A 19,584-nucleotide genomic window follows, 5' to 3' on the forward strand; every position below is an offset into this window, starting at 1 on the left:
GAGGGCATGACCAACCGCCTTTCCCGATGGATGCTGCTGGTGGCGCCATTGCTCGCGTCGTGTACGGCGACGACCACCACCAAGGAGCCCGGCATGCATGCCCCCGATTTCGTCCGCGGCGAGGTGCGCGTCACCGAGCACCGGGGCGATGACGACCTGCTGAGTGCAGGCCTTGGCCTTTCCGGACTCGCCGGAACTCCGGCATCGTTTGCGCAGCCACAGAAACCGACCGCTGCAGAGCTGCGGCGTCGTGCGATCCAGACGAGTTGGAAAGGCATCGCCGATCTCGGCCCCCTCGGCGGCTACGGCAAGGTGTACGGCGCGGTGCCCAACGTGCCGGGCCGTGAATACCAGGCATTCGCGTGGATTCCCGGCGCGCAGTCACCGCACCGCGTGCTGTTGCAGATACCCGACGACTTCGACCGTGCACGCCGCTGCCTGGTGGTGACCGCTTCGTCGGGTTCGCGTGGCGTGTACGGCGCCATCGCCCTGGCGGGAGCGTGGGGTTTGCCGCACGGTTGCGCCGTGGCCTATACCGACAAGGGCACGGGCGCCGGGTATTTCGATGCTGCCGACGACACTGGCGTGACGCTGGATGGCGGACGCGCGAAGCGCGGCAGTGCCCCGCTGGAGTTCGAGCCCGCGGGCAATGTGCATCACGGCAACATCGCGGTGAAACATGCGCATTCGGGTGACAACCCAGAGGCCGACTGGGGGCGCCACGTGCTGCAGGCGGCACGCTTCGGCCTTGCCATGCTCGATCGCGCATTTCCTGAGCAGGCGCCCTTCACGACTGACAACACGCGCATCATCGCCACGGGTCTTTCCAATGGCGGCGGTGCCGTGCTCCAGGCCGCCGGTCTGGATGATGACCACCTGCTTGCCGGTGTCGTGGCGCTGGAGCCGAACGTTCACGTGCCGGGGCAGGGGCGTGCGCTCTACGACTACGTCACCGAGGCGTCCATCTGGCTGCCGTGCGCCTTGGCGGACACGCGCTTTGAGGCAGCGCCCATGGCGCGCACCGCGCAAGGCGAAGTGCCGCCCGCCTGGGCGCAGCGTTGCCATCAGTTGCATGAGCACGGCCTCGTTGGCGGCACGCGCGTCAGCGTGCAGGCTGCGGAGGCCTATCAGCACCTGCATGCCGGCGGCTGGACCGATGAAGCCATGGCCACTGCCGCTTCGACGACCGCGTTCGACCTGTGGCGGGCCGTCGCCGCGGCCTATGCGTCTGCCTATATGCGACGTGGTGCGGACGACATGCCTTGCGGCTTTCGCTACGCGGCGATGGGGGCCAAGGGCGCGCCGGGTATCGCCGATGCCGCGGTGCGCGCGCGCTGGTGGTCCGATGCGTCAGGCATTCCGCCAGGCAACGGTGTCGGGCTTTATGGGGGGGCGGACCACTCGCTGGACCCCAACCTGGTCGGCGCTCGCTGCCTGCGCGCATTGTGGGAAGACACCGACCCAAGCACGCAACCGCTTCGCGACAGCGTGGAAGCTACCGCCGTGAAGGCACCACGCCCCAGCCTGCCGCTGTGGGTTGTGCATGGCGCATCGGACGGATTGCTGCCTACCGCCTTCACCTCCGAGCCGTACGTGGACTGGGTGCGATCGAAGGGCGCGCATCCGCTTTACTGGAAGGTGCCGTACGCACAGCATTTCGATGCGTTCCTCGCCGTGCCCGAATTTGGCGACAAGCACGTCCCGCTGTTGCCCTACGGATACGCCGCGCTCGATCGCCTGTGGTCACATCTGTATGAGGGCGCGCCATGGCCGGCGGTGGTGCCCACGCCCGAGTCCCAGCCGCGTGGCAGCGGCGCCATCACGGCAGCCAAGCTCGACCTGCCCGCCGCCTGGACGGTAGGCCCCAAATAGGCGGCAACTTCCGGGGTGCGAGCTACCTGCTTATGACCCGAGCTGGAGTATGCTTGCGGGCCCGCAGCGCGCCTGTGGTTGCGCGTTGCCTTTGAAACCAAGGACTTACGATGACCATCAACGTCACCATGACCACCAACCGCGGCCCGATCCACCTGCGCCTGCACGATGAAAAGACCCCGGTGACGGTGGCCAGCTTCGTCAACCTGGCTCGCCGCGGTTACTACGATGGCCTGTCGTTCCATCGCGTGATTGCCGATTTCATGGTCCAGGGCGGTTGCCCGGAAGGCAGCGGTCGTGGTGGCCCGGGCTATCGCTTCGAAGACGAGTTCGATGCCTCGCTGCGTCATGACAAGCCGGGCGTGCTGTCGATGGCCAACGCCGGTCCGCGCACCAACGGCAGCCAGTTCTTCATTACCCACGGCGCCACGCCGTGGCTGGACGGCAAGCACAGCGTGTTCGGCGAAGTCGTCAGTGCGGCGGACCAGGCCGTGGTCGATGCCATCCGCCAGGGTGACATCGTCGAAAAGGTGACCGTCGAAGGTGACGTTGACGCGCTGCTGGCAGCCCAGGCCGATCGCGTGAAGGAATGGAATGCGGTGCTCGACCAGCGCGGCTAAGCCCCGTTCGTTTCGTTGACGTGAAAAAGCCGCCGTTCGCCCGAACGGCGGCTTTTTCACGTTTGCCGCCGCGGCCGCGGCCTAGAATCACAAGGCTCCACGCGAACAGCGACAAGCGTCCTCCCATCCCTAGGAGATGTGGTCATGTCATTCCTCAATGATCTGCTTGGCGGTGCACAAGGCAGCCAGGCCGGCGGTTCCTCGCTGGTTTCCATTGCGGGCCAATTGATCGAGAAGGCCGGTGGCTTGCAGGGCCTGGTAGGCATGCTGCAGCAACATGGCCTTGGCGATGCGGTGCAGTCCTGGGTCGGCACCGGCGCCAACCAGTCGGTCTCCGGCGACCAGCTCGGGCAGGCCCTGAATAACGGCGGTCTCGGTTCCCTGCTGCAGGACGCCGCCGGCAAACTCGGTGTCGACCAGAGCCAGTTGCTCGGCCAGCTTTCGCAGGTGCTGCCGCACGCGGTCGATCACCTCACGCCTGACGGCCAGGTGCCGGAACAGGCGGTGACGGGTGGCGGCTTCGACCTGGGCTCGCTGGCCTCGCTGGCGGGCAAGCTGTTTGGCAACAACGCCGCCTGACGCGAAAGGCTTCATGGTCCCGACGGTGCGCAAGGCACCGCCGGGACGGGCGTGTCACGAAGTGGTGTTTCGCCGGAACAACGCGTGGTAGATCACCAGCAGCACCACCGCGCCGCCGATGGATCCGAGGAAATGCACGAAGCCGGTCTCGCCCCACCAACCCAGCTTCTCACCGATGTAGGTGGAGATGAACGAACCGACGATGCCGAGGATGGCGGTGATGATGAAACCCATCGCCTCTTTGCCTGGGGTGAGCGCCTTGGCAATGATACCTACGACCAGACCGACAATGATTACCCATAGCCAGTGCATATTCGTGTGTCCTTGGTGAGTGTTCGTGAGAGTTCCTGAGCGGTCCTGCGGGACAGCCTCCAGCCCGTCTATTGCCCCCTTTGTATCTGCCATGCCGGCCAAGTGGCAGTCGGCGCCGGCATCATGCGCTCGCCGATAGTTGTTGGCACGTGACCAGGCAGCCCCGAATACCGGGCATGGCCTGTCATCTCGGCGAGGGATGGTGGACAGGCGCATGGCATGAAGGACATCCGCTGGGCGGTCCGAGCGAAAGCGAGTCTCCCGTGCCTTTGCTCCTGAGCTTCAGGGGCGCTGGATGAGGGGGCGAAGGGTCGAGGCGAGCCCTGGCGAGAAACCCGCACTGCCCCGTCATTCCTGCGGAAGCAGGAATCCAGCGCCTTCGCCCCGGACTTCTGCGGTGCTGCTCGCCCGCCTCCCCGGAAATGACGGGAGGCGCGGGTTTTCCACCGGGAAGTGGTCCTCGACCATCGAATGAAGGGACGCTGCGTCGTCACATGCTAAAATTTCCGAGTTTGCTGTCTTCTAGCCCACCCAGAGGAAGTCATGCCCCAGCTTGCCCAGCGTGTCGGCCGCGCCAAGCCCAGCGCGATCATGCTCATCGCCGAGAAGGCCAAGCAACTCAAGGCCGCCGGTCGCGACATCATCAGTTTCTCCATCGGTGTACCGAATTTCCTGCCCGGCGAACATGTGTATGCCGCCGCGCGCGAGGCGCTTTCGCATGATTCGGGCCAGTACGGCAGCAATCGCGGCGCCGACGCGCTGCTCGATGCCTTCCTGGTGCACATCGAAAAGCTCGGCTTCAAGGGTTATGGCCGCGCCAATCTTTCCATCGGCATCGGCGCCAAGCAGGTGCTGTACAACCTGGGCGAAGCGCTGCTCAACGAAGGCGACGAAGTCGCCTACTGCGCGCCGTTCTGGACGACGTATCGCGACATCGCCGACATCCTCGGTGCCAAGTCCAACGTTCTCCATTGCGGCCCGGAACAGAACTACAAGCTCACGCCGGCACAGCTCGATGCCGCACTGGCGCGCCAGCCCAAGGCGTTCCTGTTCAACAATCCGTCCAATCCGACGGGCATGGTCTACACGCGCGATGAAATCGCTGCGCTGGCCGAGGTGCTGGTGAAGTATCCGGACACCTGGATCATCACCGACGACATCTATAACTCGATGGTGTTCGACGGTATCGGCTACCACAACTTCGTGTTCGCGCGGCCGGAGCTGCGCGAGCGTTTGATCTTCGTCGACTCGGTGTCCAAGACCTACGGCATGCCGGGCTGGCGCGTGGGCCTTATTGCCGCGCCCGAGAACGTGGCCAAGGCCGTCACCACGCTCAACTCCAACCACATCACCAGCCTGCCGGAAGTGATCACCGCCGCGGCCGTGGCGGCGTTCAGCGGTCCGCAGGACGTACCCGAAGCCAAGTGCAGGGAATTCGCCGGCAAGCGCGACCTCGTAGTCAACGCGCTGCGCGCGATTCCGGGCGTGGTATGCCCGACGCCGCAGGGAGCGTTCTACGCCTTCCCCGATATCTCCGTGGCGTTCGGCAAGAGCCATAACGGCCTGCGTATCGACAGCGATGTGGACTTCTGCGCCGCGCTGCTGGAAGCCAAGGGCGTGGCTTGCGTGCCGGGCTCCGCGTTCGGCGAGCCACGTGCCATGCGCATTTCCTATACCTGCCCGACCGCACAATTGCAGCCCGGGCTGGAACGTATCCAGGCGTTCTTCGCAGAACTGACCTGATGGTCTTGGGGCCCGCGCCACACGGCGTGGGCCTTTGTCTTTTTGAAAGTTAGCCCAAGTTGAAGGAGTCATCCCCGATGAAAGCCCCCGTTCGTGTTGCCGTTACCGGCGCTGCCGGCCAGATCGGTTACGCCCTGCTGTTCCGCATTGCCGCGGGCGACATGCTGGGTCCGGACCAGCCGGTGATCTTGCACCTGCTGGAAATCACCCCTGCGCTGCCCGCGCTGCAGGGCGTGGTGATGGAACTCAACGACTGCGCGTTCCCGACGCTGGCTGGCGTGGTCGCCACCGACGACCTCAACGTCGCCTTCAAGGACGTCGACTACGCGCTGCTGGTCGGTGCACGTCCGCGCGGCCCGGGCATGGAGCGCAAGGATCTGCTCGAAGCCAACGGCGCCATCTTCGGCCCGCAGGGCAAGGCCCTGAACGATCACGCCAAGCGTGACGTGCGCGTGCTGGTGGTCGGCAATCCGGCCAACACCAATGCGTTGATCGCCCAGCAGAATGCCCCGGACCTGGACCCGAAGTGCTTCACCGCGATGGTGCGCCTGGACCACAACCGCGCGCTGTCGCAGCTGGCCGAGAAGACCGGCAAGCACAACACCGACATCAAGAAGATGACCATCTGGGGCAACCACAGCTCCACTCAGTATCCGGACCTGCACCACGCCACCGTGGGCGGCAAGCCGGCGCTGTCGCTGGTCGACCAGGTCTGGTACGAGAGCGACTTCATCCCGACCGTGCAGCAGCGCGGCGCGGCCATCATCAAGGCTCGTGGTGCTTCCTCGGCCGCGTCGGCCGCCTCGGCTGCCGTCGACCACATGCGCACCTGGGCGCAGGGCACCGCGGAAGGTGACTGGGCCTCGATGGGTATTCCGTCGGATGGTTCGTACGGTATCGAGCCGGGCGTGATCTATGGCTATCCGGTGACCGTGAAGGATGGCAAGTACGCCATCGTGCAGGGCCTGGAAATCAACGATTTCTCGCGCGCCCGCATGGACGCCACCAACAAGGAACTGCGCGAAGAGCGTGCCGGCGTCGAGCACCTGTTCGCCAAGAAGTAAGGCGTCGTTGAATCAGCGACAGCAAAAGGGCGGCCTCGGCCGCCCTTTTTCTTGCATGCGCGGCGGACGCCGCATCAGCTGCTGTGATCGAGCACGATCTTCCAGCCACCGGGCGTGCGCTCCCATAACAGCGAATACACGCCATCATCCTTGGCTGCACTGCCATGGACGGTGCGATCAAGATGGAAACGGCCTGTCACCATGGCGTAGGTCGCGCGTCCGTCGGCACAGGGCAGCAGGCGCACGTCGATGTCCGAGTAGGAGAGCGTGCCCATCTGCTCCTTCGATGCGTAGTTCTTCTTGTAGTTTTCGAGGATGGGGCGATAGCCCTTGCGGATCTTCGAGCCGATGAAGGTCGTGTCCGGTGCATCCTTGTAGGGCTGCATGAAGCTGTCGATATCGCCGCGATTCCACGCGTCCTGCTGATCGGCCATCACCTGGCGGATCGCCGCTGCATCGTCAGTGGCGGCGCACGCCAGCGGCGCAACGCCCGCAAGCATCACCACCATCAGCATCCACACTGCGAGCCTTGAAACCTTGCCGTGTTGCATGTCGTGCCCCTGTCAATGGAAACGCTTCAACTTAACACGGGCGTCCGCCCGGCCGGACGGGCCGCGACGGACACGCGGCCGCCTCACGCGATGTGAGGGGCAGGCTCTCCCTCGAGCGGCGCTTCATGGTTAAATCAGCCGATCCTCGATTGGAATACCGCTATGAAGCAACTCCTTGCGATCGCCACCTGCTGCGCCCTGCTGACCGCTTGCGGCGGCACCCATGGCCTGCGCGACACCACGCCCAAGATGAGCAGCCGCACCAACAAGGACATCCCGACCTATCTGGAATGCGTGCGCGCAAAGTGGGCCGAGTCCGGCGAAGCGAGCGTGTCGAACAAGAAGGAAGACGGATCGGTGTCGGCCAACGACAAGGCCGGCGCGCACGAACTGGTCACCGTGACCGCCGACGGCACGGGCGCGCAGGTGATGATGTACGAATCGCAGGACTTCAAGAAGGATTACAACTCGGCCTATCGCGACGCCGCTGTCTCCTGTCTCTGACGCCTTGGCGCCCGCCTGGTCGGCAGGTGGGCGCAAGATGACTCGACCAAGGTCGCAAGGCCCGTTTCACACCGCTGATCTAGGCTAGCCCGATCAGCCGTTTGATCGAGGTAAGTGCGATGCGCTACGAGGAGTTCTACCAGCGTTCGGTCGAGCAGCCGGAATCGTTCTGGGCCGAACAGGCGCAGCGCATCCACTGGCACACCCCGCCGCAGCAAATCCTCGACACGTCGAACCTGCCGTTCCGTCGCTGGTTCGTCGGCGGCACCACCAACCTTTGCTACAACGCGATCGACCGTCACCTCGAGGAGCGCGGCGGGCAGCTTGCGCTCGTGGCGATTTCCAGCGAAACCGGCATCACGCGCGAACTCACCTATCGCGACCTGTATCGCGAGGTGAACACGTTTGCCGCCGTGCTGGGCTCGCTGGGCGTAGGCAAAGGCGATCGCGTGGTGATCTACCTGCCCAACATCGCCGAAGCGGTGTTCGCCATGCTGGCATGCGCGCGCATGGGTGCGATCCACTCCGTGGTGTTCGGTGGTTTTGCCGCGCGCAATCTCGCGCTTCGCATCGATGATGCGCAACCGAAGTTGTTGATCGCCGCCGACGCCGGCGTGCGCGGCGGCAAGATCATTCCCTACAAGCCGCTGGTCGATGCGGCGCTGGAAGAGGCCACGCACAAACCGCCGCACGTACTCATCATCGATCGTGGGCTCGACCCGCAGATGACGCGCATCGCCGACCGAGACCTGGACTATGCCAGCCTGCGCGCTTCCTACGAAGGCGCCGAGATTCCGGTGGAATGGCTGGAATCCAACGAGCCCAGCTATCTGCTCTACACCTCCGGCACCACCGGCAAGCCCAAGGGCATCCAGCGCGACGTGGGCGGCTATGCCGTGGCGATGGCGCTGTCGATCACTACCGTGTTCGACATTGCACCGGGCCAGGTGATGTTTTCCACCTCCGACGTGGGTTGGGCGGTCGGTCATTCGTACAACGTGTATGGCCCGCTGATCGGCGGCGCCACCTCGCTGCTGTACGAAGGTCTTCCCACTCATCCTGATCCTGGCATCTGGTGGCAGCTGTGCGAACGCTATGGCGTGCGCACCATGTTTTCCTCGCCCACCGGCATCCGCGTACTGAAGAAGCAGGAGGCGAGCTGGCTCAAGAAGTACGACCTGTCGAAGCTGAAGTGGCTGTTTTTGGCGGGCGAGCCGCTGGACGAGCCCACCGCGCACTGGATTACCGAAGGCCTCGGTGTGCCGGTGATCGACAACTACTGGCAAACCGAAACCGGCTGGCCTGCCATCACGCTGATGCCGGGACTGGATCTCAAGCCGGTGAAATTCGGCTCGCCCGGCTTGCCTAGCCCGGGCTACCGCATGAAGGTGATCGACGAAGGCACAGGCGAGGAACTGCCGCCGCACCAGAAGGGCGTGCTGGTGTTCGTGCCACCGCTGCCGCCGGGGTGCCTCACCACCGTGTGGGGCGACGACGACCGCTACGTCAACAGCTACTTCAGCCATTTCAACGAGCTGCTCTACAGCTCGCTGGACTGGGCCATCCGCGACGAGAATGGCTATACCACCATCCTCGGCCGCACCGACGACGTCATCAACGTGGCCGGCCATCGGCTGGGTACGCGCGAAATCGAGGAGTCCGTCTCCACCCATCCGGCCTGTGCCGAAGCGGCAGTGGTGGGTGTACAGGACGAACTGAAAGGACAGGTGCCCGTGGTATTCGCCACGCTCAAGCAGGGCGTGTCCGAGTTGCCGGCCGACGTGGCGAAGGCGATGCAGCAACGCGTGGTCGAGCAACTGGGCGGCGTTGCCAGGCCAGCGCGGGTGTATGTAGTGGGTGCCTTGCCCAAGACGCGGTCCGGCAAGCTGCTGCGCCGCTCGCTGCAGGCGCTGGTGCAACACACCGATCCGGGAGACCTTTCCACGCTGGATGATCCCGGCGCACTGGAAGAAGTGAAGCGCGCACTGGAGCGCGGGCCGGAGCAGGGCTGAGTACCTCGTTGTTGTAGGAGCGCACCCAGTGCGCGATCGGCAAACGCCGCATTCCGCACGCCGATCGCGCACTGGGTGCGCTCCTACAGGGGCAGGGCGCATAGCCCCCAACCAACATCTCACGCAGCATGCGAAATCCTTCATGCTGCCGCGCAACAGGCCTTGAACACGTGCTGCGCTAAAATTGCCGCTTTACGCGGAGGTTCCATGGCCCAGATCGCATCCCCCGGCGCGAAGTTCCGCGCCGCCCTCGCGGCCGAACACCCCTTGCAGGTGATCGGCGCCATCAACGCGAACCATGCGCTGCTCGCCAAGCGCGCAGGTTATCGTGCCATCTACCTTTCCGGTGGCGGCGTTGCTGCCGGTTCTCTGGGCTTGCCCGACCTCGGCATCAATACGCTGGATGACGTGCTCACCGACGTACGCCGCATCACCGACGTATGCGACCTGCCGCTGATGGTGGATATCGACACGGGCTTCGGTCCCAGCGCGTTCAACATTGCGCGCACGGTGAAGAGCCTCATCAAGTTCGGTGCGGCGGCATGCCATATCGAAGACCAGGTCGGCGCCAAGCGCTGCGGTCACCGCCCGGGCAAGGAAATCGTGTCGACCGGCGAGATGGCCGACCGCGTCAAGGCGGCGGCGGATGCCAAGACCGATGCGGATTTCTTCCTCATCGCACGCACCGACGCCATCGCCGTCGACGGCGTGGACGCAGCCATCGAGCGCGCCATCGCCTGCGTGGAAGCGGGCGCCGACGGTATCTTCGCCGAGGCTGCCTATGACCTGCCGACCTATCGCCGCTTCGTGGATGCCGTGAAGGTGCCGGTGCTGGCCAACATCACCGAGTTCGGCCAGACCCCGCTGTTCAGCGTGGAAGAACTCGCCACCGCTGGCGTGGGCATCGTGCTCTATCCGCTCTCCGCGTTCCGCGCCATGAACAAGGCTGCCGAGAACGTCTACAACGCCATCCGGCGCGACGGCCACCAGCGCAACGTCATCCACACGATGCAGACGCGCGAGGAACTGTACGACCGCATCGGTTATCACGACTACGAACGCCGCCTGGACGACCTCTTCGCCAAGAAGAGCTGATCCGCCCGTTCCGTGAATCGCTTTTGACGCTGCACGTCTTCAGGAGAAGTACCGAATGACCGAGCAAATCCTTCCCAAGCCCAAGAAGTCCGTCGCGCTGTCCGGCGTGGCGGCGGGCAACACCGCGCTGTGTACCGTGGGCCGCAGCGGCAACGATCTGCATTACCGCGGGTACGACATCCATGACCTCGCGGCCAAGGGCTGCTTCGAGGAAGTGGCCTATCTGCTGGTGCACGGCGTGCTGCCGAACTGGGCGGAGCTCAATGCCTATCGCGCCAAGCTAAAGCGCCTGCGTGGCCTGCCGGCTCCGGTGAAGAGCGCGCTGGAACTGCTGCCCGCCGCCACGCATCCGATGGACGTGATGCGCACCGGTTGCTCGGTGCTGGGCACCGTGCTGCCGGAGAAGGACGACCACAACCTCACCGGCGCGCGCGACATCGCCGATCGCCTGATGGCCAGCTTCGGCTCGATCCTGCTGTACTGGTTCCATTTCAGCCACAACGGCAAGCGCATCGAGACGGAGACGGACGACGACTCCATCGCCGGGCACTTCCTGCACCTGCTGCACGGCAGGAAGCCGAGCGAGCTGCACGCCCATTCGCTGGACAAGTCGCTGGTCCTCTACGCCGAGCACGAATTCAACGCGTCCACCTTCACCGCGCGCGTCATTGCCGGCACGGGTTCGGACATCTATTCGGCCATCACTGGCGCCATCGGCGCGTTGCGTGGCCCCAAGCATGGCGGTGCGAACGAAGTGGCGATGGAGATCATCGCGCGCTACCGCAATGCCGCCGAAGCGGAGGCGGATATCCGTGCCCGCGTCGAGCGCAAGGAAATCATCATCGGCTTCGGCCACCCGGTTTATACGGTGTCCGATCCGCGCAACGAGATCATCAAGGAAGTCTCGCGCAAGCTCTGCACCGAGGGCGGCAACCCGACCTTGTTCGACGTGTCGGAGAAGATCGAGAAGCTGATGTGGGAACAGAAGAAGATGTTCCCCAACCTCGATTGGTTCTCGGCGAGCGCGTATCACATGATGGGCGTGCCGACGGCCATGTTCACCCCGCTGTTCGTGATCGCGCGCACCTCCGGCTGGAGCGCACATGTGATCGAGCAGCGCGAGGACGGCAAGATCATCCGCCCCAGCGCCAACTACACCGGTCCGGAAGACCAGGCCTACGTACCGATCGAAAAACGCTGAGCGACATCAGCCTGTCACCAAAAAGAAGGGAGCCGCGGGCTCCCTTCTTTTTTCCTTAACTTTCGTTACGGTTCAGCAGCCTGTACGACATTGCTATCGTTTTGTGTGCACGCATGTAACACCCTTGATACACCTGTTCCACAGCGACGATTTCGATGAGCAATGGACGCCAATTCACTGATTGGGTTGCTCATGCCCGAGCGGTTATGTCCGCACGGCTGAGTGCGCCAACGCGACGGGTGTAACAGGGATGAGTCACTTGAGTGTTTCGCGGCCATGAGGCGTCGCCGAAGATTCGCCGCACTATCCGCTCAAGCGCCTGATTTAGCTGGTTCCGGCGGGGCTTCCGGGAAAACAGGCGTACTGGCACGCATATTGCGACGACAGTTTGCTGGACAAACAACGCCAGCAACACAGGGGGTCACCGCATCGTTCCAGGAGTAATGACTATGCGTAAGACTCTAATAGCAACTGCGATCGTGCTGGGCCTAGGCATGGCTCTGCCGTCATTCGCGGACGACAACAATCACTCACGCGGTTCAAGCACCTTGACCAATACCGATTCGAGCACTCGTACTCGGACCGACACCAGCACCTACACCACTTCGGCGGCCGGTGAGAATGGTTCAGCTGCCAGCAGCGGTGGCACGGCCAGTTCCTTCAACACCAGCAAGGCAGTAGCCAATAGCACCCTCAACGGCGAAGTCACCAAAGTAGCCGTGTGGGGTATTGGTAATTCGTCCTACAACGACGGCAACGCCAATGGCGGTCGTGGCGGTAGCGGCGGTGATGGCGGCCGTGGCACCGGCGGCCGGGCTTCCGGCGGCAACGGCGGCGACGGCGGTAACGGCGGTCGCGCCAGTGCCGACAGCGGCAGGGCTGGCGGCTCGGGCAGCTCGTCCGGCGATGCCGGTGGCTGGGGTGCTTCGTTGGCCGGCGGCGGTGATGGTGGAGACGGCGGCAACGCCGGTGGCATTCGTAACCACAATCGCGCAGGCGGTGGTGGCGGCATGGCTGGCGGTGGCGCGAACACCGGTGGTACGGGCGGCGCAGGCGGTGCAGGCGCAGGCGGAACGGCGGGTGCCGCATCCCCGACCGGAACCAGCGGTTCGTCGTCTGCCTCGGGCGGCACCAGTGGTGCAGCTGATGCAACCGCCGGTACGGGCGGTGCGGGTGGCGCAGGTGCCGGCAATACCGGCGGCGCAGGCACGGGCGGCGCAGGTGCTGCCGGCGGTGCTGGCGGTGCTGGCGGTACGGCATCGTCCACGACTGGTGCGTTCGATATGTCGAACCAGATGAACGGCTCGGCAGCGGCAGCGGCCGGTGTGTCCATCCTTGCGCAGAACAGCGGCGCGGCAGCGCTGGTACAGCAGAGCGTCAACGTTCAGGCCAACCTGAACTTTGCGCACTGAGCGATAGGGCGGCTGACACGAGGGAACGCTTGCGTTCCCTCGTGTCGGTTTCAAAAGGAATGACCTCGCTTTGGATCGGCGTCGGTCGTCCGTTGGCTCACGCGTGAGGGAGACAGTGCCGTGCAATCGTGCAAGTGGCTTCGGGGTTTGATCGCGCTCAGTGTGTTCATCCTCCCTGCGGTGGTCTTCGCAGGGAACGCAAGTATTCCTCCCGCGTACATGGTGCAGGGCGCGGATTCTCCCTTGGCGGTCTACGCCGCGGCAGCCGAAGTGGATCACCAGGAGGTAGCGGCTGGGCTGGGCGAAAGCGTCGATAGCGCGACGCTGGACAAGCTCAGTGGCGGCACGCTGGTGGTGCAGAACACCACGCTCAACGGCACGGTGGCCGACAACACGGCTGACCATCTCGTCACGGGCGACAATACGATCACGGGCGGTTCCATCGCAGGCGCCACGGGTTTCCCGACCGTCATCCAGAACTCGGGCAACAACGTGCTTATCCAGAACGCGACGGTGCTCAACGTCGAGTTCAAGCAATGAACAAATACGCGGCGCTGCTGATCCTGATCGCGGCGCTGCCGCAGGGAAGCCGTGCGAGCACGCCGGTGGCCGTGGTCAACAATGGATCGGGCTATTACACGGTGCACCTGACGAGCCTCAAGGAGGCTCGCTACAAGGCCACCGTCCACCAGAAATACGATTTCAGCTGCGGCTCGGCAGCCGTGGCCACGCTGCTCACCTATCAGTACGGCTATCCGGTCGACGAGCAGGTCGCCTTCGAGCAGATGTATACGCACGGCGACAAGGAAAAGATCAACAAGGAAGGTTTCTCCCTGCTGGACATCAAGCGCTTCCTCGACGCCAACGGGTTTGACGCCGACGGTTTCAAGGTCCCCCTCGAAAAGCTCGCGCAGGAAAACCTGCCCGCCATCGCGCTGATCGACGAAAAGGGATATCACCACTTCGTGGTCATCAAGGGCATGCGCAACGATCGCGTGCTCATCGGCGATCCCGCACGCGGTACACGCGTGATCGCGCAATCGAAATTCATGGCGATGTGGAAGAACGGGCTCGTGTTCGTCATCCACAACCGTCGCAACCTTGCCGTGTTCAACAGCGCCAGCGACTGGAAGGTCGCGCCGCAGGCGCCAGCCGGCAATGCCATCGATCGCAACGGTCTTTACAACATGGTGATGCCCAAGAAAGGGCCGGACGATCTCTAGAGGACATGGCATGAAACCGGTCATCCGCACTGCATGCATCGGCGCGCTCCTCCTGGCGAGTAGTTGGATCGTCGGTGCGCAGCCGCAAGAGGGCGGTGCTCCCGCCGCGTCGGCCTTGGTCCCGACGGCAGCAGTTGCCAACGCCGATACGCTGGCCCGGGTCACCTCCGGCATACCTGCCGCCAGCGGCGTGGACGGCTGGACTCCCGTTGACTCGGCCACGCTCGATGAAGCACGCGGCGGCTTCGACCTCGGTAACGGACTGGTCGCCTCCTTCGGCATCGACCGGGCGGTGTACGTCAACGGCAACCTGGTTACGTCGACCAGTTTCAACGTGCCGGACATCGCGCACATGACTGTGGTGCAGGCGCAGGCGATGCAGTCGGCGCTCAACAGCGTGTCCCTTACCCAGGTGGGACCGAACAACAGCTTCGATCCGTCGGCACTCGGGCCCAATGCCGGCGCGACCGTGATCCAGAACACGCTCAACAACCAGCATATCCAGAGCATCACGACCATCAATACGTCGGTCAATTCGCTCAACGCGTTCCGTGACCAGAACTTCCAGAACGCGCTGCAGCAGGCGCAGCTACAGTCACTGGGGCACTGAGATGGAACGCGCTTCGCCAAGCTTCGCTACCAGCGCGAATGCGCCGCGGCCGATATCCGCGGCGCGTTCGTCTATGCGGTTCAAAGCCCAGGGACAAGAGGAAGCATGATGCGACACGCAGCGTGGCGATATGTCTGGTCGGCAGGATGCGCAGGCTTGGTGACGCTGGGCCTGCCTGTCGCGGCACAACAGACGCCGGCCGGGCAGGGTGCGCCAGCCCAGCCTGCCGGGTCGACAAATACCATTTCATCCGAGGCTTCGTCCGCCCCTGTCGCGGCGGACGCGGAAAACCTTCGCAAAAAGGTCTCGGAGCAAGGTGATCGCATTGACGCCATGCGCAGCCAGATCACCGCGCAGATGGCGCAACTCGACGCGATGCGCCGGGCGCTGGCTGAGCAGGAAGCCGATTACAAGGCGCTGCGTCACGCTGTGGGCATGGATGAACTGGACAAGCAACGCGCCGGCAACATCGCCGCAGGAGGCGCAGGCGCCTCGGCCTTGCCCATGCCCGCCGCCGATTCAGTGGCGTCCGGGGCGCCGGTAGCTGCCGCCCAGCAGCAACCGGTGGGCCAGGCCCCCAAGAGCGATACGCGTCCGCCGGAAGTGGCGCCTATCTTCCAGCAGCCGGGCGTGCTTACGCCCAAGGGCAAGTTCATCCTCGAGCCGGCCTACCAGTTCGGGTATTCGTCGCTCGACCGCGTGGCGCTGGTCGGATACACGGTCATCCCGGCGATCCTGATCGGCCTGATCGATGCCCGGCAGGTCAAGACCACCACGCAGATCGGCTGGTTGACCACCCGCTACGGCATCACCAATCGCCTGGAAGTGGAACTGCGCGTGCCCTATGTCTGGACGCACGAAGACACGGTCAGCCGTGAGATCTTCACCGGCCAGGCTACCGACAATGCGTTCGGCTCCAGCGGGCATGGCCTTGGTGACATCGAGGCGACCATGCGCTACCAGCTCAATATCGGCGGTCCGGACAAGGCGTTCTACGTCGGCTGGCTGCGGGTGAAGTCCAATACCGGCAAGGATCCGTTCGAAGTCACCACTGATTGCGTGCAGCGTTGCGTGGAGAACGTGCTTTCCGAAGTCCCGCTGTCGGTCACCGGCACGGGCCTGCCTCTGCAGCAACCGTCGGGCACGGGCTTCTGGTCGATCCAACCCGGCCTCACCTGGCTCTATCCGACCGATCCGGTGGTCTTCTTCGGCAACTTCAGTTACCTCTACAACGTGCCGCGCGACAACGTGGAGCGACATGTCCTGCTTGGTGGCGTCGAGCCGCTGGGCAAGATCAAGCCGGGCGACATCGTGGACCTGAGCATAGGCATGGGCTTGTCGCTCAACGAGAAGGCCTCGATAAGCATCGGCTACGACCAAAGCTTCGTTGGCACCACCAAGCAGAACAACCAGCGCGTGGCAGGCTCGACCAAGACCGTGCTGGGCACGCTGCTGCTCGGCGGTTCATGGCGCTTCAACGACAAGCGCACGCTCAACTTCACGCTGGGCGTCGGCGTGACTCGCGACACGCCAGACGCCACGGTGACCGTGCGTGTACCGATGATGTACTAGTGCGTCCTGCACGGGAGCACCCCTACGATGGCTTCGTTGCTCAGAGGCTTTCCTGCTGCATGGCGGCCTTTACGCCGACATCTTCCAGCATGCGCTGCTGGAAGCGTGTGAGCTGGTCCAAGCCGTCGAGATCCACCCCCTTGGCGATGGCCCAGCGGTTCACCACGAACAGGTACGGATCAACGAACGAACGCGAGCCCGCCAGCCAATCCTTGCCGACGAGCTGCGCATCGAGGCGCTCGTAGTAACCGCGCAGGCGGAGCACGGCGTTGCGACGCAGCGTCTCCTGTGCCGCTTCGTCCTCGATGAAGCGGTCGGGGCGAAAGACCGGCTTGTACAGCGGATGGAGATCGGAATTGATGTAGGCCAGCCAGCGATTGGCTTCGGCGCGTCCACGCAGGCTGCCATCGCCGCCGAGCTTCGCTTCCGGAAACTTGTCGGCCAGGTAGTTGAGGATGGCGGCGTTCTCCGTCAGCACCCAGCCGTCGTCTTCCTGCAACGCGGGCACCGCACCTGAAGGATTGATACGGAGATACTCGGGCGAGCCAAGCTCCTCGCGCGCCACGCGATAAGTCTCGTAAGGCTGGCCGATCCACTCGAGCACGATATGGTCGGCGAGCGAGCAGGCGCCCGGGAGGTAGTAGAGCTTCATGCAACGGTTCCTGGATCGACAAAGATGCGCAGTTTCACCTACGAGGCGCAGCTGCCTCAAGGCTCTTGGCCCTTCGACGCAGGCGCCGGCGTTGCACAAGCCAGCCGCCGAGGCAGGTGCCGATCACCAGCACGGCATCAAGCGCGTAGCCAGCCCAGGCATGCGATTGGAACCACGGTGCCAGCCAATGGTCGTGCGCGATCATGCGGGCGGACGTCCACGCGATGGCCGCAGCGCCGATGTACACGATGATCGGGAAGCGCTCGATCAAGCGCAGGATCAGCGTCGAGCCCCACACCACTAGCGGTACGCTGATCGCCAGGCCGATGATCACCAGCAACATGTGGCCCTTGGACGCGCCGGCGATGGCCAGCACGTTGTCCAGTCCCATCAGCGCATCGGCCACGATGATGGTGCGCATCGCGGACCAGAAGTTGGAGGCGGCATTGACCTCATGCGCGGGCTCGGGATCGGACTGCAACAGCTTCCACGCGATCGGGAGCAGGAGCGCACCACCGGCGAGCATGAGCCCCGGCAGCTTCAGGAGATAAACCACGATGCCAGTCATCAACAGGCGCACCACGATGGCGCCTACGGTGCCCCACAGCACGGCCTTTTTCTGGATCTGGCGGGGAAGGCTTCGGGCGGCGAGGGCGATCACGATGGCGTTGTCGCCCGCGAGCACGAGGTCGAGCAATACGATGGCCAACAGGCCGGAGAGGAAATCGGTACCGGAGAGTTCCATGCATCTGTCCTTGCGCGTAAGACCAATGCAGCAACAACGGACACGCGCAGCCCGTCGTCACCGCAAAAGTCTCGTTCACGGCAAGGCCGCTGCGGGGACCGGGGCAGTGTGCTGCCCGTGATGACGACCCCTGCAAGGACACGACATGCGTCGTATCCGGAACTACTCCCTTTTGGGATAAGTATCGGGCTATTGTCGAGGTCGCCACGAGCCACAGTCAAGCCAGCGTCCTGGTGAATGCGCGGCTTCAGGCTAGACGTCCGGACTCCCTGTTGCCGAGAGATCATCCATGAGTGCGCACGACATCCGTTCCGCCAGGCGTCCCGATCCCGACCAGCCAATGGTCGACATCGCCAACTACGTCGTCGACTACACGATCGACTCGACCGAGGCATACGACACCGCGCGCTACATGCTGCTGGACTCCCTCGCCACCGCGATGGTGGCGATGAAGTTCCCCGAATGCGTCAAGCATCTGGGCCCGATCGTGCCGGGCGCGACCCTGCCGGGCGGCGCTCGGGTGCCGGGCACCAGCTACGAACTCGACCCGGCACAGGCTGCATTCGCCATCGGCACGCAGATCCGCTGGCTCGACTTCAACGACACCTGGCTGGCGGCCGAGTGGGGCCATCCCTCGGACAACCTCGGCAGCATCCTGGCCGTGGCCGACTACCTGAGTCGCAAGGCCGAGCGCGAAGGCGGCCGGCCGATGTCGATACGCGACGTGCTCACGTATGCCATCAAGGCCCATGAAATCCAGGGCTGCTATGCATTGAAGAACAGCTTCAACCGCATCGGCCAGGACCATGTGATCCTGGTACGCCTGGCTTCCACCGCCGTGACGACGGCCATGCTCGGCGGCAGCAAGGATCAGATCACCACCGCCGTCTCGCACTGCTGGATCGACAACGGCGCGTTGCGCACCTACCGCCACGCGCCGAACACCGGCCCACGCAAGAGCTGGGCTGCCGGCGATGCCTGCCGTCGAGCTGTCATTCACGCCATCAACGCCGTGTACCGCGGGGTGGTGGGTTACCCATCGGCGCTAAGCGCGAAGACCTGGGGTTATTACGACGTGGCCTTCAAGGGCAACGCATTCGAGTTCGAGCGCCCGTTCGGCAGCTACGTGATAGAGAACGTGCTGTTCAAGATCAGCTTTCCGGCCGAGTTTCACGCGCAGACCGCCGTGGAGTGCGCCATGCAACTGCACGACGCCGTCGCGGGCAGGATCGACCAGATCGAAAAGGTGGTGATCGAGACCCAGGAAGCCGGCCTGCGCATCATCGACAAGACCGGTCCGCTGGCCAATTACGCCGACCGTGACCACTGCATCCAGTACATGGTGGCGGTACCCCTGATCTTCGGCCGTCTGACCGCCGCCGACTATAGCGACGAGGTGGCCGCCGATCCCCGTATCGACGCGCTCCGCGAAAAGATGGTGGTCAGCGAGAATACGCAGTTCACCAAGGATTATTTCGACCCGGAAAAACGCTATATCGGCAACTCGGTTCAGGTGTTCTTTAACAACGGTACCCGGACTGAAAAGGTTTCCATCGACTATCCGATAGGCCACCGCAGGCGCCGTGCCGAAGGTATCCCCGTGTTGTTAAAGAAGTTTGAGGGCGCATTGCGCGGCCATCTGCCGGCAAACCGCGTCAAGGCCATTCTGGAGGCCAGCGCGGACCCGGCAAAGCTGGATGCCATGCCAGTTAGCGGGTTCCTGGGTTTCTTCACGCTGTAAAGACGGCGTGAGCAGAGAATGAACGGGCGTTTGGGGTCGATTTGCAATTGTTTAACTTTTGCTAAACTACTCCGCG

The 19,584-nt window shown here is 64.0% G+C and carries 18 protein-coding genes and 1 pseudogene; 15 read left to right on the forward strand and 4 right to left on the reverse strand.

Translation table 11 applies throughout. From position 1 onward, the window contains the following. The first annotated feature begins 6 nt into the window (after positions 1-6). From VFG49_RS00705 to VFG49_RS00715, 3 genes and pseudogenes are all read left to right on the forward strand, one after another. Positions 7-1,872, forward strand: coding sequence for a 3-hydroxybutyrate oligomer hydrolase family protein (locus VFG49_RS00705; protein ID WP_324857365.1), 1,866 nt, complete (start codon positions 7-9; stop codon positions 1,870-1,872). A gap of 110 nt (positions 1,873-1,982) precedes the next feature. Beyond that, the gene (locus VFG49_RS00710) at positions 1,983-2,492 is read left to right on the forward strand and encodes a peptidylprolyl isomerase (protein ID WP_324857367.1); all 510 of its coding nucleotides are present in this window, start codon (positions 1,983-1,985) and stop codon (positions 2,490-2,492) included. A 117-nt stretch (positions 2,493-2,609) separates the two neighbouring features. Further along, a pseudogene (locus tag VFG49_RS00715) lies at positions 2,610-3,071 on the forward strand (YidB family protein); the annotation flags it as partial. 54 nt (positions 3,072-3,125) lie between these two features. Here the strand turns inward: VFG49_RS00715 and VFG49_RS00720 are convergent. Further along, a complete protein-coding gene (locus tag VFG49_RS00720; RefSeq protein WP_324857368.1) occupies positions 3,126-3,383 on the reverse strand; it encodes a GlsB/YeaQ/YmgE family stress response membrane protein in 258 nt (85 codons plus the stop codon). 543 nt (positions 3,384-3,926) lie between these two features. Here VFG49_RS00720 and VFG49_RS00725 point away from each other — a divergent pair. Together VFG49_RS00725 and VFG49_RS00730 are read left to right on the forward strand one after the other, a co-directional pair. Beyond that, positions 3,927-5,126: a pyridoxal phosphate-dependent aminotransferase gene (locus VFG49_RS00725; RefSeq protein WP_324857370.1), complete on the forward strand. Its 1,200-nt coding sequence runs from the start codon at positions 3,927-3,929 to the stop codon at positions 5,124-5,126. A 77-nt stretch (positions 5,127-5,203) separates the two neighbouring features. Further along, positions 5,204-6,190 carry a malate dehydrogenase gene (locus tag VFG49_RS00730; protein WP_324857372.1) on the forward strand — a complete coding sequence of 329 codons (987 nt, stop codon included), beginning with the start codon at positions 5,204-5,206 and terminating at the stop codon, positions 6,188-6,190. Positions 6,191-6,264: 74 nt separating this feature from the next. On the opposite strand, the gene VFG49_RS00735 is transcribed toward VFG49_RS00730, so the two are convergent. Continuing rightward, positions 6,265-6,741 carry a YybH family protein gene (locus VFG49_RS00735; protein ID WP_324857374.1) on the reverse strand — a complete coding sequence of 159 codons (477 nt, stop codon included), beginning with the start codon at positions 6,739-6,741 and terminating at the stop codon, positions 6,265-6,267. Positions 6,742-6,903: 162 nt separating this feature from the next. Between VFG49_RS00735 and VFG49_RS00740 the strand changes: the two genes are divergently transcribed. From VFG49_RS00740 to VFG49_RS00780, 9 genes are all read left to right on the forward strand, one after another. Continuing rightward, positions 6,904-7,245 (forward strand): hypothetical protein, encoded by a 342-nt coding sequence (locus tag VFG49_RS00740; protein ID WP_324857376.1) that lies wholly within the window; start codon positions 6,904-6,906, stop codon positions 7,243-7,245. A gap of 119 nt (positions 7,246-7,364) precedes the next feature. Continuing rightward, positions 7,365-9,257, forward strand: coding sequence for a propionate--CoA ligase (gene prpE, locus VFG49_RS00745; protein WP_324857378.1), 1,893 nt, complete (start codon positions 7,365-7,367; stop codon positions 9,255-9,257). Positions 9,258-9,464: 207 nt separating this feature from the next. Beyond that, complete coding sequence (gene prpB / locus VFG49_RS00750) at positions 9,465-10,352, forward strand: methylisocitrate lyase (RefSeq protein ID WP_324857381.1); 888 nt, start codon at positions 9,465-9,467, stop codon at positions 10,350-10,352. A gap of 55 nt (positions 10,353-10,407) precedes the next feature. Next, positions 10,408-11,553 carry a bifunctional 2-methylcitrate synthase/citrate synthase gene (prpC, locus tag VFG49_RS00755; protein ID WP_324857383.1) on the forward strand — a complete coding sequence of 382 codons (1,146 nt, stop codon included), beginning with the start codon at positions 10,408-10,410 and terminating at the stop codon, positions 11,551-11,553. A 494-nt stretch (positions 11,554-12,047) separates the two neighbouring features. Next, positions 12,048-12,965, forward strand: coding sequence for a hypothetical protein (locus VFG49_RS00760; protein WP_324857385.1), 918 nt, complete (start codon positions 12,048-12,050; stop codon positions 12,963-12,965). A 243-nt stretch (positions 12,966-13,208) separates the two neighbouring features. Then, complete coding sequence (locus VFG49_RS00765) at positions 13,209-13,505, forward strand: hypothetical protein (RefSeq protein ID WP_324857387.1); 297 nt, start codon at positions 13,209-13,211, stop codon at positions 13,503-13,505. Beyond that, the gene (locus tag VFG49_RS00770; RefSeq protein ID WP_324857389.1) at positions 13,502-14,188 is read left to right on the forward strand and encodes a C39 family peptidase; all 687 of its coding nucleotides are present in this window, start codon (positions 13,502-13,504) and stop codon (positions 14,186-14,188) included. The genes VFG49_RS00765 and VFG49_RS00770 overlap by 4 nt, the downstream gene beginning before the upstream one ends. Positions 14,189-14,198: 10 nt before the next feature. After that, positions 14,199-14,798, forward strand: coding sequence for a hypothetical protein (locus VFG49_RS00775; RefSeq protein WP_324857391.1), 600 nt, complete (start codon positions 14,199-14,201; stop codon positions 14,796-14,798). 333 nt (positions 14,799-15,131) lie between these two features. Further along, positions 15,132-16,370, forward strand: coding sequence for an acetate kinase (locus VFG49_RS00780; RefSeq protein WP_324857393.1), 1,239 nt, complete (start codon positions 15,132-15,134; stop codon positions 16,368-16,370). 40 nt (positions 16,371-16,410) lie between these two features. On the opposite strand, the gene VFG49_RS00785 is transcribed toward VFG49_RS00780, so the two are convergent. Both VFG49_RS00785 and VFG49_RS00790 read right to left on the reverse strand, forming a co-directional pair. Next, on the reverse strand, positions 16,411-17,022 hold the full coding sequence (locus VFG49_RS00785) for a glutathione S-transferase N-terminal domain-containing protein (RefSeq protein WP_324857395.1): 612 nt from the start codon (positions 17,020-17,022) through the stop codon (positions 16,411-16,413). Positions 17,023-17,056: 34 nt separating this feature from the next. Beyond that, positions 17,057-17,767, reverse strand: coding sequence for a TerC family protein (locus VFG49_RS00790; protein ID WP_324857397.1), 711 nt, complete (start codon positions 17,765-17,767; stop codon positions 17,057-17,059). Positions 17,768-18,056: 289 nt separating this feature from the next. On the opposite strand from VFG49_RS00790, the gene VFG49_RS00795 reads away from it, so the two are divergent. Further along, positions 18,057-19,508, forward strand: a complete 1,452-nt coding sequence (locus VFG49_RS00795) for a bifunctional 2-methylcitrate dehydratase/aconitate hydratase (RefSeq protein WP_324857399.1) — start codon at positions 18,057-18,059, stop codon at positions 19,506-19,508. Positions 19,509-19,584 lie beyond the last annotated feature (76 nt).

The sequence above is a fragment of the Dyella sp. genome (assembly GCF_035685885.1).
In the GTDB taxonomy this organism is placed as follows: Bacteria; Pseudomonadota; Gammaproteobacteria; order Xanthomonadales; family Rhodanobacteraceae; genus Dyella.